This window comes from Streptomyces sp. NPDC045778 (assembly GCF_056431945.1).
In genome coordinates this window covers 34,000-47,313 of sequence record NZ_JBWKJZ010000035.1, presented here as the reverse complement: position 1 = coordinate 47,313, position 13,314 = coordinate 34,000, and the positions used below count along the sequence as shown (strand labels likewise).

Annotated in this window: 16 protein-coding genes; 13 read left to right on the top strand and 3 right to left on the bottom strand. The window is 72.3% G+C overall.

Annotated features, from left to right (window positions below; all coding sequences use genetic code 11):
* Positions 1-17 precede the first annotated feature (17 nt).
* Positions 18-848, bottom strand: coding sequence for a response regulator transcription factor (locus AC07GB_RS33035; RefSeq protein WP_478851967.1), 831 nt, complete (start codon positions 846-848; stop codon positions 18-20).
* 282 nt (positions 849-1,130) lie between these two features.
* Here AC07GB_RS33035 and AC07GB_RS33030 point away from each other — a divergent pair, with 282 nt between their 5' ends.
* From AC07GB_RS33030 to AC07GB_RS33000, 7 genes are all read left to right on the top strand, one after another.
* Entirely contained in the window at positions 1,131-1,976 is an 846-nt protein-coding gene (locus AC07GB_RS33030) for an alpha/beta hydrolase (RefSeq protein WP_478851965.1), read from the top strand.
* A 20-nt stretch (positions 1,977-1,996) separates the two neighbouring features.
* Positions 1,997-2,251, top strand: coding sequence for a MoaD/ThiS family protein (locus AC07GB_RS33025; protein WP_150511853.1), 255 nt, complete (start codon positions 1,997-1,999; stop codon positions 2,249-2,251).
* 2 nt (positions 2,252-2,253) lie between these two features.
* Entirely contained in the window at positions 2,254-3,513 is a 1,260-nt protein-coding gene (locus tag AC07GB_RS33020) for a hypothetical protein (protein ID WP_478851963.1), read from the top strand.
* A gap of 146 nt (positions 3,514-3,659) precedes the next feature.
* Positions 3,660-4,412 carry an LmeA family phospholipid-binding protein gene (locus tag AC07GB_RS33015; RefSeq protein WP_478851961.1) on the top strand — a complete coding sequence of 251 codons (753 nt, stop codon included), beginning with the start codon at positions 3,660-3,662 and terminating at the stop codon, positions 4,410-4,412.
* Positions 4,413-4,669: 257 nt separating this feature from the next.
* A complete protein-coding gene (locus AC07GB_RS33010; protein WP_361843195.1) occupies positions 4,670-4,750 on the top strand; it encodes a putative leader peptide in 81 nt (26 codons plus the stop codon).
* A gap of 141 nt (positions 4,751-4,891) precedes the next feature.
* Positions 4,892-5,737, top strand: a complete 846-nt coding sequence (locus AC07GB_RS33005) for a sulfurtransferase (RefSeq protein ID WP_478851959.1) — start codon at positions 4,892-4,894, stop codon at positions 5,735-5,737.
* Positions 5,738-5,780: 43 nt separating this feature from the next.
* Positions 5,781-6,068 carry a DUF1416 domain-containing protein gene (locus AC07GB_RS33000; protein WP_242719569.1) on the top strand — a complete coding sequence of 96 codons (288 nt, stop codon included), beginning with the start codon at positions 5,781-5,783 and terminating at the stop codon, positions 6,066-6,068.
* Positions 6,069-6,269: 201 nt separating this feature from the next.
* On the opposite strand, the gene AC07GB_RS32995 is transcribed toward AC07GB_RS33000, so the two are convergent.
* Positions 6,270-6,530, bottom strand: coding sequence for a DUF3099 domain-containing protein (locus tag AC07GB_RS32995; RefSeq protein WP_478851957.1), 261 nt, complete (start codon positions 6,528-6,530; stop codon positions 6,270-6,272).
* A 245-nt stretch (positions 6,531-6,775) separates the two neighbouring features.
* Between AC07GB_RS32995 and AC07GB_RS32990 the strand changes: the two genes are divergently transcribed.
* From AC07GB_RS32990 to ygfZ, 3 genes are read left to right on the top strand one after another with little or no spacing between them, the layout of a single operon-like run.
* A complete protein-coding gene (locus tag AC07GB_RS32990) occupies positions 6,776-7,348 on the top strand; it encodes a heme-binding beta-barrel domain-containing protein (RefSeq protein ID WP_030686685.1) in 573 nt (190 codons plus the stop codon).
* 38 nt (positions 7,349-7,386) lie between these two features.
* Positions 7,387-7,890, top strand: a complete 504-nt coding sequence (locus AC07GB_RS32985) for a Fur family transcriptional regulator (protein ID WP_478852047.1) — start codon at positions 7,387-7,389, stop codon at positions 7,888-7,890.
* 34 nt (positions 7,891-7,924) lie between these two features.
* The gene (gene ygfZ, locus AC07GB_RS32980) at positions 7,925-8,890 is read left to right on the top strand and encodes a CAF17-like 4Fe-4S cluster assembly/insertion protein YgfZ (protein ID WP_478851955.1); all 966 of its coding nucleotides are present in this window, start codon (positions 7,925-7,927) and stop codon (positions 8,888-8,890) included.
* Positions 8,891-9,003: 113 nt separating this feature from the next.
* Here ygfZ and dtd read toward each other — a convergent pair whose 3' ends face one another.
* On the bottom strand, positions 9,004-9,429 hold the full coding sequence (gene dtd / locus AC07GB_RS32975) for a D-aminoacyl-tRNA deacylase (RefSeq protein WP_478851953.1): 426 nt from the start codon (positions 9,427-9,429) through the stop codon (positions 9,004-9,006).
* A 156-nt stretch (positions 9,430-9,585) separates the two neighbouring features.
* Here dtd and AC07GB_RS32970 point away from each other — a divergent pair, with 156 nt between their 5' ends.
* From AC07GB_RS32970 to AC07GB_RS32960, 3 genes are all read left to right on the top strand, one after another.
* Positions 9,586-10,245, top strand: a complete 660-nt coding sequence (locus tag AC07GB_RS32970; protein WP_478851951.1) for an RsiG family protein — start codon at positions 9,586-9,588, stop codon at positions 10,243-10,245.
* 120 nt (positions 10,246-10,365) lie between these two features.
* Entirely contained in the window at positions 10,366-11,334 is a 969-nt protein-coding gene (locus tag AC07GB_RS32965) for an asparaginase (RefSeq protein WP_478851949.1), read from the top strand.
* 764 nt (positions 11,335-12,098) lie between these two features.
* A complete protein-coding gene (locus AC07GB_RS32960) occupies positions 12,099-13,271 on the top strand; it encodes a helix-turn-helix domain-containing protein (RefSeq protein ID WP_478851947.1) in 1,173 nt (390 codons plus the stop codon).
* Positions 13,272-13,314 lie beyond the last annotated feature (43 nt).

Here is a 13,314-nt window from a genome sequence, read left to right as displayed (position 1 = left end):
AGTCTACGCGGATGGAGTCAGCCCTGAGCAGGGCGTGCGGCCGCTTCCTCGGGCGTGCGGGACACCGGAGCGGACGGCCGCCGTGACGAAGCGGACGAAGGGGGCGTCCGCTCACCGTCCGTCTTCTCGGTCTTCTCGGCCCGCTCCGCCCGCTCTGCCCGCTCTGCCCGCTCCGGCTTCTCCGGGACGACGAAGCGGTAGCCCACGTTGCGCACGGTGCCGATGAGCGACTCGTGCTCGACGCCGAGCTTCGCCCGCAGCCGGCGCACGTGCACGTCGACCGTGCGGGTCCCGCCGAAGTAGTCGTAGCCCCAGACCTCCTGGAGCAGCTGGGCGCGCGTGAAGACCCGGCCCGGGTGTTGCGCCAGGTACTTGATCAGCTCGAACTCCTTGAAGGTCAGGTCGAGGACCCGGCCCTTCAGCTTCGCGCTGTACGTCGCCTCGTCCACGGACAGGTCGCCGTTGCGGATCTCCATGGGGGAGTCGTCGGCGGTGATCTCCTTGCGGCCCATGGCCAGGCGCAGGCGCGCCTCGACCTCGGCCGGGCCCGCGGTGTCCAGGAGGACGTCGTCGATGCCCCAGTCCGCGGTGACGGCGGCGAGGCCGCCCTCCGTCACGACGAGGAGCAGCGGACAGCCGGGCCCGGTGGAGCGCAGGAGCTGGCACAGGCTGCGGACCTGCGGCAGGTCGCGGCGCCCGTCGACGAGGATGACGTCGGCGCCGGGGGTGTCCACGAGGGCCGGGCCCTCGGCGGGGGCCACCCGCACGTTGTGCAGGAGCAGTCCGAGGGCGGGGAGCACCTCCGCCGACGGCTGGAGGGCGTTGGTCAGGAGCAGCAGAGAACTCATCGCGCCGCCCCCTCTGTCCTGGGGGCCTGACCGGCCGTCCGGCCGCCGTACACGTTTCGCTCGCCCATTACGTCGGTTCCTCCTCGGGTCCCGTGCGAGGACGTGGGGGCACTGCTTCGTACGTTGCTACACCCCCCGCGCCCGGGGAGGCATCCGTGCTCGCCGGTCTTGAGGCTACGTTTACCGACCGCGTTCCGCGCGGTCCGTACCAACCGGCCCGGAAAGCACGAAAGGACCCGGGGGCTGCGTCGCCCGGATCCTCTGCGCAGCAGAATAGCCCACATGAGTTCCGGTCCGGCAGGTCAGACGGCGCGATCTTCTGTGCCCCCGATCACTCACGTTCAGCGGAGCGCAACGCTGCGTACGACGCTCCGTACGGCGGACGGGGTACGCATCGACGCCGCGTACGACCCGGGTCCCGGGCCCGTCGGCGGGCCCGCGATCGTGGTGGCGCACGGCTTCACGGGGGACCGGGCGCGACCGCACGTACGGCGCGCCGCGCGGGCGTTCGCGCAGCGTGCGGCCGTGGTCACGTTCTCGTTCCGGGGGCACGGGGTCTCCGGCGGGCGGTCCACGGTCGGCGACCGCGAGGTGCTCGACGTGGCGGCGGCCGTCGCCTGGGCGCGCTCGCTCGGGCACACGCGCGTGGTCACCGTCGGGTTCTCCATGGGCGGCTCCGTGGTGCTGCGCCAGGCGGCGTTGCACAGGGGGCGCACGGAAGCGCGGGTTGACGCGGTCGTCGCGGTCAGTGCCCCGGCCCGTTGGTTCTACCGGGGCACGGCACCCATGCGGCGGCTGCACTGGCTGGTCACCCGGCCGGCGGGCCGGGCCGTGGGGCGGCTCGGGCTTCGCACCCGCATCCATCCGCGTGAGTGGGACCCGGTGCCGCTGTCGCCGACGGAGGCCGTGCCGCTGCTCGCGCCGACCCCGCTCCTGATCGTCCACGGCGACCGGGACCCGTACTTCCCCCTCGACCATCCGCGGATGCTGGCCGCCGCCGCGTCCGGCGCGGCCGAGCTGTGGCTGGAAGCGGGCATGGGCCACGCCGAGCACGCGGCGGACGACGCGCTCCTGGGGCGGATCGCCGACTGGGCCACGGCATCATGGACGTCGGCAACCGCCGAGTGACGAGTGGCAGGAGGGGCACCATGGCAGCCGGGACGATCCGGTACTGGGCCGCGGCGAAGGCGGCCGCGGGCCTTGCCGAGGAGCCGTACGCGGAGGCCACGCTGGCCGACGCGCTGAGCGCGGCCCGCGTTCGACACCCCGGGGAACTGGAGCGCGTCCTGCTCCGCTGCTCGTTCCTCGTCGACGGCGACCCCGTGGGCACGCGCGCCCATGAGACGGTACGTCTGGCCGAGGGCGGCACGGTCGAGGTGCTCCCGCCGTTCGCAGGAGGATGACGTTGAGCGACCAGCCGCACCAGGGGTACGACCCGTACCAGGCGCAGCAGGGGCATCAGGGGCACCAGGGGTATGACCCCTATGACCCGTATCAGCAGCAGGTGCCGCAGCCGCAGCACGCCGATGCCCCGTATCAGCAGCAGTGGGGGTATCAGGACCCTTACGCCGGGCAGCAGGAGCACCAGGACCATACCCAGCAGTGGCAGGGGCAGACCTGGGAGACGCAGATTCAGCCAGCGGCGCCTTCCGTCGACATGAGTGAGACCGCGTACCTGCCTTCGCAGTCCGCCGATCAGTGGGCCCCGGCTTCGGCCCCGGAGGCCGCTTACGCCCAGCCCCAGTACACGGATCAGGGCGCCTCGGCTGTGCCCGCCCGTTCCGCCCCCTGGGCGGACCAGCCGCCCACAGGGGGAGGGGGCGGGTACCAGCCGCCCGCGGAGGAGACGCCCGGGCCCGAAGAGGCCGCGCCCTCCTACGGGCCCGCCACCACCACCGGTAACGCCCGCATCACCGACGCCCAGCGTGCCCGGGCCGAGGGGCGGTCGCCGGTCATCGAGCCGGGGATGCAGCCCGCCGCGCTCACGGCGGTGCTCGGTCTGCTGCTCGCGGGCGGCGCGGCGATGGGGCAGTACGCGCTGCTCGTACCGCTGGTGATCCTCCAGGCCGTGACGGCCGCCGGCTGGTTCCGGCTCAACGGCATGTGGCCCGCCCGGCAGGGCATCGCGCTCGCGTTCCTCGGCGGGCTCGTCGCCGACGCCGCCCTTCTCGCCACCGGCGAGGGCAACGGGCCGGTCGCGATCCTCGGCACCCTCGGCGTCTGGGTGCTGCTCGTCCTCGTTCTCCAGCTGCGCAGCCACGCCGGTGCCGACGAGCGGATGTACGGCCTGATGGCGACCGTCGCCTCCAGCGCGCTCACGATCATCGCGGCCGGGCACCTGGCCGCCGCGCACGAGGCGGCGACCGTCGGCGGCATCGCGGTCGCGGCGGCCGTGCTCGCCCGCGCGCTGCCGCTGCCCACCCCCGCGTCCGTGGTCGTGGCGCTGCTCGCGGCGGCCGGCGCGGGCATCGCGGTCGGCGGGCCCACGGACTTCGGCTCCAAGGGCGCGCTGCTCGGACTCGCCGCCGGGGTGTGCGCGCTCGTGGGGCACCGCGTCGCCAGCTACGACTACCCGTCGCGGTTCGTCCACTTCACGGCCGGGGTCGCGCTGCCGCTGGCCGCCGCCGCGCCCGCGGTGTACCTCCTGGGGCGTGCCATCGGCTGACCCGCGGGCGCCGCGCGCCCGACTCGTACACGTGCGAGGCGATCGTCACAGCTGTTCGACAGGTCCCCTGCCGGGCGTCCCGGCAGGGGGCCTGTCCTTTAGGCTCGCGGCAACTGACTCTGAGGCGGGGGAATGGGAATCCAGGCATGAGCAAGCGCGCGATACGCATACTCCTGATCGTCGTCGTGGTCCTCGGCGGCCTGTTCGTGGCGGCCGACCGCTTCGCCGTCTCGTACGCGGAGAGCGAGGCGGCCGACAAGATCAAGAGTCAGGAGGGGCTGAGCAGCACCCCTGACGTGTCGATCAAGGGCTTCCCGTTCCTGACGCAGGTGATCGGCGGCAAGCTCGACGACGTCGAGATCACGATGAAGGACTACGACGCCAAGTCGGACGGCGACACCATCCGCGTCGCCGACCTCAGCGCCACCATGCACGGCGTCGACTTCTCCAGCGACTACAGCTCCGCCACCGCCGACCGGGCAGCGGGGGTCGCCCGGATCTCCTACGACGAGCTGCTCAAGGCCGCGAAGGCCGAGCCGGTGGAGCTGCCGCTCGGCGCGAAGGGCGAGGTCGTCGGCCTCTCCGACGGCGGCGACGGCAAGATCAAGGTCTCGGTCGAGGTCAGCAAGGGCGGCACGAAGCTGCCCGAGCCCGTGGACGTGCTCAGCACGGTCAGCGTCGAGGGCGACACCATCCGCGTGCACGCCGACAAGATCCCGGACAAGCTGAACGTGCTCGGCGTCAGCGTGCCCCTGCCCGAGGGCCTGGTCCGCGACGTCACCGACTTCCAGGAGAAGGTCTCCGACCTGCCCGGCGGCATCCAGCTCGACACGGTGCAGGCCGCGCCGGACGGGGTGAACGTGGCGGTCAAGGGCGAGAACGTGGCCCTGGTGTCCTGACCCCGGGCTCCGAGTTCCCTGGCGGGAGGGCGGCCCCGGGTCCCCCGGCGCGCCGGTTTCCGCGCGGGCTCTGTCCGTAGTACGAGACGAAGGTGTCCGCCCTTCAGATGGCGGACGCCCACCCCTCCTGCGGGAGCGGGGCGGCGCGCCCTCGCCGACGGCCGGAAAGCGGCACTCTGCTCACATGGTGGACGAAATTGTCTCACCATCCGACATGCCGGTGACACGGCCGTCCCCCCGTCCCTACGATCGGACCCATGCACCGACAGGCGGATCTCACGAAGCGGCGGGCAGTGGACCTGTGCCGCGTCGCCGCCATGCTCTGTCGCGCTCTCTGAGCGGGATGCCCGACTCCCGTATCCCCCCGGCCCGTTGACCGCCGTCAGGGCCATCCCGTGCGGTGCGCCCGTGCCTCCCCGCATCCGCGTATCCGCACCTCACCGTTCCGCTTCGCCGCACCTGCTCCGGAGGAGAAACGCATGAGCCGCAGCGACGTCCTGGTAGACGCCGACTGGGTCGAGGCCCACATCGACGACCCGAAGGTCGTCCTCGTCGAGGTGGACGAGGACACCTCGGCGTACGACAAGAACCACATCAAGAACGCGATCCGGATCGACTGGACCAAGGACCTCCAGGACCCGGTCCGCCGCGACTTCATCGACCAGGAGGGCTTCGAGAAGCTCCTCTCCGCCAAGGGCATCGCGAACGACTCCACGGTCGTCCTCTACGGCGGCAACAACAACTGGTTCGCCTCCTACGCCTTCTGGTACTTCAAGCTCTACGGCCACCAGGACGTGCGCCTCCTCGACGGCGGCCGCAAGAAGTGGGAGCTGGACTCGCGCGACCTGGTCGACGGCTCCCAGGTGCCGCAGCGCGCCGAGACGTCGTACAAGGCCAAGCCCCAGGACACCTCCATCCGCGCCTTCCGCGACGACGTCGTCGCCGCGATCGGCTCGCAGAACCTCGTCGACGTCCGCTCGCCCGACGAGTTCTCCGGCAAGCTGCTCGCCCCGGCCCACCTCCCGCAGGAGCAGTCGCAGCGCCCCGGCCACGTGCCGAGCGCCCGCAACATCCCGTGGTCGAAGAACGCCAACGACGACGGCACCTTCAAGTCGGACGACGAGCTGCGCGCCCTCTACGCCGACGAGCAGGTGGACCTCGGCACGGACACCATCGCCTACTGCCGCATCGGCGAGCGCTCGGCCCTGACCTGGTTCGTGCTGCACGAGCTGCTCGGCGTCGAGAACGTCAAGAACTACGACGGCTCCTGGACCGAGTACGGCTCCCTCGTCGGCGTGCCGATCGAGCTGGGCGCCGACAAGTAGCCCGCCGCCCCTTCCCCTCCCTCTCATTCACTAGGAGTACGTCATGTGTGGAGCCAAGGCAGGCGGCCCCGACGCCTCGACGGCGAAGGCCGGTGAGACCACCATCCAGGGCCAGGTGACCCGCGACGGCGAGCCGGTGACCGGCTACGTCCGGCTGCTGGACTCGACCGGCGAGTTCACCGCCGAGGTGCCGACCTCGGCGACGGGCCAGTTCCGCTTCTACGCGGCCGAGGGCACGTGGACCGTACGGGCGCTCGTGCCGGGCGGCAGCGCCGACCGCACCGTGGTCGCGCAGAAGGGCGGGCTCGCCGAGGTCGCGATCGCGGTCTGAGCCTCATCCACGGCCGGGGGCCGCACCTCAGGGGTTGGACGCCACGGGGTGCGGCCTCTGGCCTGGGCGGGCGTTCATCGGCGCTCCGTGCCTCGTCCTCAAACGCCGGACAGGCTGAAAGTATCCGGATCGGGCCGTGAGTATTCAGCCCGTCCGGCGTTTGAGGACGAGGCCGAAGGCCGATCAACTGTCGGGCACCCGCTAAGGACGGCGGCGCTTGCCGTCGAGTTCGTCCCACCACTCGTCCGACCTGGGGTCCCCGGACGGGTCGTCCCACCAGCGGTCGTCGGGGCCCCTGCGGTTCGCCACCATGGCCGCGAGCGGGGGGATCACCATCGCCACCACGCACATCCCGACCGCGGCCGGCACCGACCAGAGCCGCACGACTGACCAGGCCAGGACGAAGAGGGCCAGGCACGTGCCCATCATGGCGAAGTACACCTGACGCCGTCGCGCGTACATACGTCCAGCGTACGGCGGACCTCGCCGAGAAGCGGACGCGCGGCCCCACTACAGTGGAGCCTGGCTCTGTTACCGCTCACCACAGCTCACCGAGGAGCACCCCGTGCTTGAGGCCTTCTTCTCCGCACTCCTTGTCCTGGTCTGCGTCGGCGTTCTCGCCTTCACCGGTCTGGCCGTGAAGAAGCTGTACCAAGGCCAGCGCTGACCCCCCACCGGGACCCCCACGAGAGACTCCTGAGCAACCCATGATCCAGATTCCGTCCGACCTGCACCCCGACCTCGTCCCCCTCGTCTGGCTCCTCGGCACCTGGGAGGGCGCGGGCGTCACCGACTTCCCCGGCTCCGCCAAGGCGAACTTCGGCCAGGAGGTCACCTTCACGCACGACGGGCGGGACTTCCTGGAGTACCACTCGCACACGTGGGTGCTCGACGCCGAGGGCAAGAAGACCGAGCCGCTGGAGTCCGAGTCCGGGTTCTGGCGCGTGGACAAGGACCGCAAGGTCGAGGTCGTCATGGTCCGCCAGGACGGCGTCGTCGAGGTCTGGTACGGCGAGCTGGCCGACCAGAAGCCCCAGATCGACCTGGCCACCGACGCCGTCGCCCGCACCGCGGCCTCCGGCCCGTACAGCGGCGGCAAGCGCCTGTACGGCTACGTGAAGAGCGACCTGATGTGGGTCGGCGAGAAGCAGACCCCCGAGGTGCCGCTGCGCCCCTACATGTCGGCCCAGCTCAAGAAGGTCGTGTCCCCCGAAGAGGTCGCGGAGATGGCCCGCAACCTCGGCGATCTCCCCGACGACGGCATCGCCTTCTTCAAGTAGTCCTTAGACTCGGTGGTGTGGTGACCACAGACCCGGACGTGACGACGGACTGGAAGAGCGACCTGCGGCAGCGCGGTTACCGCCTGACACCGCAGCGACAGCTCGTGCTCGAGGCCGTCGACGCCCTGGAGCACGCGACCCCCGACGACATCCTCTGCGAGGTCCGCAAGACGGCGTCGGGGATCAACATCTCCACCGTCTACCGCACCCTGGAACTCCTGGAGGAGCTGGGGCTCGTCTCCCACGCCCACCTCGGACACGGCGCGCCCACCTACCACCTCGCGGACCGCCACCACCACATCCACCTGGTGTGCCGGGACTGCACGGCGGTCATCGAGGCCGACCTCGGCGTCGCCGCGGACTTCACCGAGAAGCTCCGCGCGATGTTCGGCTTCGAGACGGACATGAAGCACTTCGCGATCTTCGGGAAGTGCGGGGCGTGTGCGGCGGAGGCCCCGGCCGAGGACGCCGAGGACGCTGCGGACCCCGCCGCGGGTGCCGCCCCGGCGAAGACCCCCGGCGACGGCCCCGGGGAGAAATAAACACGGGGCTCCGCGGGTCGTAGTCTTTGTGAACATGAAGAGCCCCCTGCTGTCCCTGCCCGGCGCCGTCCCCGCCGAGGGCGTGGACGAAGGCGTCGCCGCCCACTACGGCGACCTGTTCCGCGAGCAGCGCGCCCTCGCCGACGGCACCGGATTCGTCGACCTCTCGCACCGCGGCGTGGTCACCGTGACCGGTGCCGACCGGCTGAGCTGGCTGCACCTGCTGCTCACCCAGCACGTCAGCGACCTCCCGGCGGGCCGGGCCACCGAGGCGCTGATCCTCTCCGCCAACGGGCACATCGAGCACGCCCTCTACCTCGTCGACGACGGCGAGACGATGTGGGCGCACGTCGAGCCCGGCACCCAGGAGGCGCTCATCGCGTACCTGGAGAGCATGAAGTTCTTCTACCGCGTCGAAGTCGCCGACCGCACCGAGGACTTCGCGGTCGTGCACCTGCCCGCCGGTTCGATCGCCGCCCTGCCCGACGGCGTCGCCGTACGGGAGACCGCGCACGGCCGCGACGCCTTCCTGCCGCGCGCGGAGCTGCCCGCCTTCGCCGAGGCGCACGGCCCCGCCGCCGGGCTCCTCGCCCACGAGGCGCTGCGCGTCGAGCAGCACCGGCCCCGGCTCGCCTTCGAGACCGACCACCGCACCATCCCGCACGAGCTGGGCTGGATCGGCACCGCCGTGCACCTCCAGAAGGGCTGCTACCGCGGCCAGGAGACCGTCGCCCGCGTCCAGAACCTGGGCAAGCCGCCGCGCCGCCTGGTCTTCCTGCACCTGGACGGCAGCGAGGTGCACCTGCCGGCGCACGGGACGCCGGTCCACCTCGCCGCGGACGGGCCCGATGGCCGCAAGCTCGGCTTCATCACGACGTCCGCGCGCCACCACGAGCTGGGTCCGATCGCCCTGGCCCTGGTGAAGCGGAACGTACCCGTGGACGCGGAGCTGGTGGCGGGCACCACCGCCGCGGCCCAGGAAACCGTGGTCGAGCCGTAGCCTCCGGGTTCCCTCCCTGCCCGCCCTTTCATCGCGCCGGCGCGCTCGCGCGGAGCGCCGACAAGGGCGGGGGCCCGGGGGGCGGCCGGCCCCCGGTTCGGGAGGGCGGCGTCTCACATCTCCAGGAGCACCGTGAAGGGCCCGTCGTTGGTGAGGCCCACCCTCATCGCCGCGCCGAAGCGCCCCGTGGCGACGGTCGCGCCGAGGGCCCGCAGCTGGGCGACGACCTCGTCGACCAGCGGCTCCGCCACGTCCCCTGGCGCGGCCGCGTTCCACGTGGGCCTGCGGCCCTTGCGCGCGTCGCCGTACAGGGTGAACTGACTGATCACGAGGAGCGGCGCGTCGACGTCCGAGCAGGACCTCTCGTCGCGCAGCATCCGTACGGACCACAGCTTGCGGGCCAGCTGCGCGGCCTTCTCCTTGGTGTCGTCGTGCGTGACCCCGACGAGCACGCACAGGCCCTCGCCCGTGATCTCGCCGACCGTCTCGCCGTCCACGACGACGCTCGCGCCGTCCACCCTCTGCACCACCGCACGCATGCCGCCATCATGCCCTGCCGCGCGCGCCGCCCGTACGCCGGTCCAGAACCCCCCATCCGGGGCCGATTGGGGTCACTCGGTCACAGAGTGGCCACGAGGGGTGGCACCATGCTCACACGCGGTGTACCGCGCCGGCTGAGGGGACGGTAGAGCCACATGAGCACACCCAGTACGCCCAGTGCGCCCAGGGCGCGGCAGGCCAGCGGCTTCGGCGGAGCGCCGGTGCCGCGCCCGCCCGCCCAGCGCACCGACAGCCCCGTCCTGGCCGGGGCACCCGCCCCCGACCTGGCCGCGCTGCGCCTGCCGGAGCTGCGCGAGCTGCGCCGCGCCGCGCAGCAGGACGAGGCCGATCTGAGCTACGTACGACGGCTCCTCCAGGGGCGCATCGACATCCTGCGCGCCGAGACCGCGCGCCGTGCGCGGCCGCGCACGGCGGCGACCCAGGACGGCGGCGCGGACGGCCCGGGGTGTCCGGACGGCGACGGGACGGCGGGCCTCGTCGTGGACCGGCTCCCGGAGATCCTCACGGACGGCCCGGCCCGCCGCCGCGCGTCGGCCCGGCACGTGACGCTCGGCACGCCGCACAGCGAGGAGTACCGGCGCCTCGCCGCCGACATGCTCGCCGAGGTCGCGCTCTCCGACCTGGCCGCCCGCACGGACGACGAGCTGCACACGGCCATGGGCCGCCTCGTGCGGTACGAGAAGCAGGTGTCGCGGCGCCGCCAGGAGATGCAGCGGACCACGGACGATTGCAGCGCGGAGATCGCGCGCAGGTACCGTGAAGGCGAAGCACAAGTAGACGACCTGCTCGCGTGACCCGCTCGGCCCCTGCGGCCCGGAGCGCCCGGCGATCCCCCTGATCCCGGCCGCCTCCGTGCCCCCGGCCGTTCCGTGGCGCGGCGGGTCCGTCGCACCACCCGCACCACGGAGCCGAAGATGACGCCGACGTCCGCCGCCACCCCCGTCATACCGCCGGTCCTCGCCGAAGTCGTACGTTCCGGCTTCGTCGAGGGCCGCCACCGGGGCAGCCTCGTGCTGCTCGGGGCGGACGGCGAGGTCGAGCTGGCGCTCGGGGACGTCTCCGCGCCCGTCTTCCCGCGCTCCACGAACAAGCCGATGCAGGCCGCGGCGGTGCTGCGGGCCGGGCTCGACCTGGAGGGGGAGCGGCTCGCCCTCGCGGCCGCCAGCCACTCCGGTGAAACGTTCCATCGGGACCTGGTGCGGAAGATGCTCGCCGAGCACGGGCTGACCGAGGTCGCGCTCCAGTGCCCGCCCGACCTGCCGCTCGACCCCGTCGAGGCCGAGACCTATCTCGCGGCGGGTGCCGTGCGGGACCGCGTCACCATGAACTGCTCCGGCAAGCACACGGCGATGCTCGCGGTGTGCGACCTGAACGGCTGGGACAGGGAGACGTATCTGGACCCCGCGCATCCGCTCCAGCTCCTGGCGCACCAGGTGATCGAGGAGGCCGCGGGGGAGCCGGTGGCCGCCGTCGGCACGGACGGCTGCGGGGCGCCCTTGATGGCGATCTCCCTGACGGGCCTCGCCCGCGCCTACCGCCATTTCGTCCTGGCGGCGCCCGGTACGGCCGAGCGGCGCGTGGCCGACGCGATGCGGGCGCACCCGGAGTACGTGGCGGGGACGCGGCGGCCGGACACGTGGCTCATGCGGGAGCTGCCCGGGACGCTGTCCAAGATGGGCGCCGAGGCGGTGCAGGCCGTGGCCCTCGCGGACGGGCGGGCCCTGGCCTTCAAGATCGACGACGGCGGCACCCGGGTCCTCGGCCCGGTCCTGGCCCGCGCCCTGGCCCTGGCGGGCGTGGAGGCCCCGGTCCTGTCCCGCCTGGCGGAGGCGCCCTTGCACGGCGGCGGGGCCCCGGTGGGCGAGATCAGGGCCGCCTTCTAGCCGGAGACGACCAGCCGGGGACGGCCCCACCCACCGCCCGGCCCGACGAAGCCGGGGCGCGGGCGCCCTCCCGCGCCCGGCCCCGCCCACCCCCCCACCCGCTGCGGCCCCACGACGCGCCACCCGCAGCACCCCGCACAGGCTGACGCCCGGGGCGGGCCCACCCACCGCCCCCACCCCGCAGCGGCACGCCCGCCCCCGGGCGCAGCCGTCCGTGTCGAAGAGCCCCGGTCACCTGGCGCATGGCACCGGTATGGCGCCGCAGGCGACCGGGGCCGGGGCGTGATCACGGGCGCGACTTGAACGATCCGCACCCGCACCGTTGATCGCGAGGGCCGTAGTTGAGGGGCCTTCGGCACTGGGGACAGTTCCGCAGCACGGTCGTCATGGTCATGGGGTAGGTCGCCGAGGCCCTCGCGGGGTGGCTTCCTTCGCGGCTGCGAGGGCGTTGGCCAGGAGCATCGCGCTGTGTGCTCCGCACGAACCCAGTACGACCACGTGCGTGCCCTGAATCTTGTCGACGCGGAGCCCGGGGAGGGAGATCCCCAGCTCCGTCGCGGTCGTTCCGATCTTGTCTCTCGCGTCCTTCGCCATGGTTGACACGAAGCTCACCTCTTCCACGACCACTCCGTTGCGGTTGATGACACATCCATTCAACGCCGGGCGAGCGAGGGGAACTTGCACACCCTTCGCACAACGCGCCTGCGGGTACTTCGGCAGGCTGAGACCATGGCGGCAGGGCCGCATCGCGAGGAAGAACGATCATGGATCTTGCACCTGGCGCGAACCTGGCAGCGCTCCGCAAGGAGCACGGACTGACGCAACGGCGTCTCGCCCGGCTGGCGAACGTCTCTGAATCCCAGCTCTCCAAAATCGAGGTGGGGGACCGGACACTCACGCCGGCCGTGGCCGCCGCCCTGGGGGAACCCATGGGGCTGACCATGGATCAGGTTCTCGGAAAGGCCCCGGTCGACAAGCGCGAGGGGCCACGCCTCACAGCTCTTCGCGCGGCCATCCGGGACTACGACCTGCCGGAGCAGCGCAGCGTGCCGGAGGGAGCGGTGCGGACGGCCCTGACGGAGGCCGACAGGTGCCGGTCGAAGGTCGATGTGGCCGCCCTCAAAGGGATGCTCCCTCGGCTTCTCCGGGACGCCACGGCATATGCGCACGCCGAGAACACGCCGACGGCGTGGATGGCGCTGGCCGACGTGTACAGCAGCGTCTACTGGCTGGCCGCGCGCCACAGGTGGATGGACATGGCAGAGCTGGCGGTGGCCCGGCAGCGGTGGGCCGCGGAGCAGCAGCCCAACCCGCTGGGCATGGCCGTGGCCGCCAGGGACCGGGCAGGGACCTATCTGAACTTCGGCGACACCGAGCGGGGCCTGACCCTGGTGGACCGCGCCATCGGAGAGGCGCAGGCCACGCTGTCGGGCGATGAGCGGGACATCGCTGTCGGCATCCTCAATCTGCGGGGAATGACCTTGGCGGGGAGGCTCCAGGACAAGAAGGAGGCCAGACGGGAAGCCGAGCGGCACATCCGGTCGACGCGGGCCGCCTGCCGGTGGATGAACCGGGAAGTGCGGGTGCACGGGCTCACCATCGGCCCCCGGAACACCTTCACGCATGAGCTGGCCACGCGGGTGGATCTCGGGAGTCCACGGGAAGCACTCGGCCTCACGGACAACCTCGATCGTGCGCTGTCCGGCCTGCCGCCCACCCGTATCGCCCCCACGTACATCAACATCGCGCGAGCGCAGCTCGACACGGGTGACAGGGACGCCGCGCTCGCAAGTCTGACGCGAGCGTGGGAGGTGGCTCCGCAGATGGCACGTATCCACCCCATGGGCAGGGAAGTCTTCAGAGTCGTGTCGTCCCTGCACAAGCGGGGCAACCCGCGGCTGCTCAAGCTGTCGAAGGCCTCGGGGATTCCCCTGTGACGACCGGGGGCACGGGCCCGGGCCGCCCCGGCCGGCCGGAACG

Excerpts from the sequence above, each read along its gene's own strand:
- AC07GB_RS33010 (WP_361843195.1), top strand. The coding sequence starts at position 4,670 with ATGCACCGACAGGCGGATCTCACGAAGCGGCGGGCAGTGGACCTGTGC.
- AC07GB_RS32990 (WP_030686685.1), top strand. The coding sequence starts at position 6,776 with ATGATCCAGATTCCGTCCGACCTGCACCCCGACCTCGTCCCCCTCGTC.
- AC07GB_RS32995 (WP_478851957.1), bottom strand. The coding sequence starts at position 6,530 with ATGTACGCGCGACGGCGTCAGGTGTACTTCGCCATGATGGGCACGTGC.
- dtd (WP_478851953.1), bottom strand. The coding sequence starts at position 9,429 with ATGCGTGCGGTGGTGCAGAGGGTGGACGGCGCGAGCGTCGTCGTGGAC.
- ygfZ (WP_478851955.1), top strand. The coding sequence starts at position 7,925 with ATGAAGAGCCCCCTGCTGTCCCTGCCCGGCGCCGTCCCCGCCGAGGGC.
- AC07GB_RS32970 (WP_478851951.1), top strand. The coding sequence starts at position 9,586 with ATGAGCACACCCAGTACGCCCAGTGCGCCCAGGGCGCGGCAGGCCAGC.
- AC07GB_RS33015 (WP_478851961.1), top strand. The coding sequence starts at position 3,660 with ATGAGCAAGCGCGCGATACGCATACTCCTGATCGTCGTCGTGGTCCTC.
- AC07GB_RS32960 (WP_478851947.1), top strand. The coding sequence starts at position 12,099 with ATGGATCTTGCACCTGGCGCGAACCTGGCAGCGCTCCGCAAGGAGCAC.
- AC07GB_RS33000 (WP_242719569.1), top strand. The coding sequence starts at position 5,781 with ATGTGTGGAGCCAAGGCAGGCGGCCCCGACGCCTCGACGGCGAAGGCC.
- AC07GB_RS32965 (WP_478851949.1), top strand. The coding sequence starts at position 10,366 with ATGACGCCGACGTCCGCCGCCACCCCCGTCATACCGCCGGTCCTCGCC.
- AC07GB_RS33030 (WP_478851965.1), top strand. The coding sequence starts at position 1,131 with ATGAGTTCCGGTCCGGCAGGTCAGACGGCGCGATCTTCTGTGCCCCCG.
- AC07GB_RS33005 (WP_478851959.1), top strand. The coding sequence starts at position 4,892 with ATGAGCCGCAGCGACGTCCTGGTAGACGCCGACTGGGTCGAGGCCCAC.
- AC07GB_RS33035 (WP_478851967.1), bottom strand. The coding sequence starts at position 848 with ATGAGTTCTCTGCTGCTCCTGACCAACGCCCTCCAGCCGTCGGCGGAG.
- AC07GB_RS33025 (WP_150511853.1), top strand. The coding sequence starts at position 1,997 with ATGGCAGCCGGGACGATCCGGTACTGGGCCGCGGCGAAGGCGGCCGCG.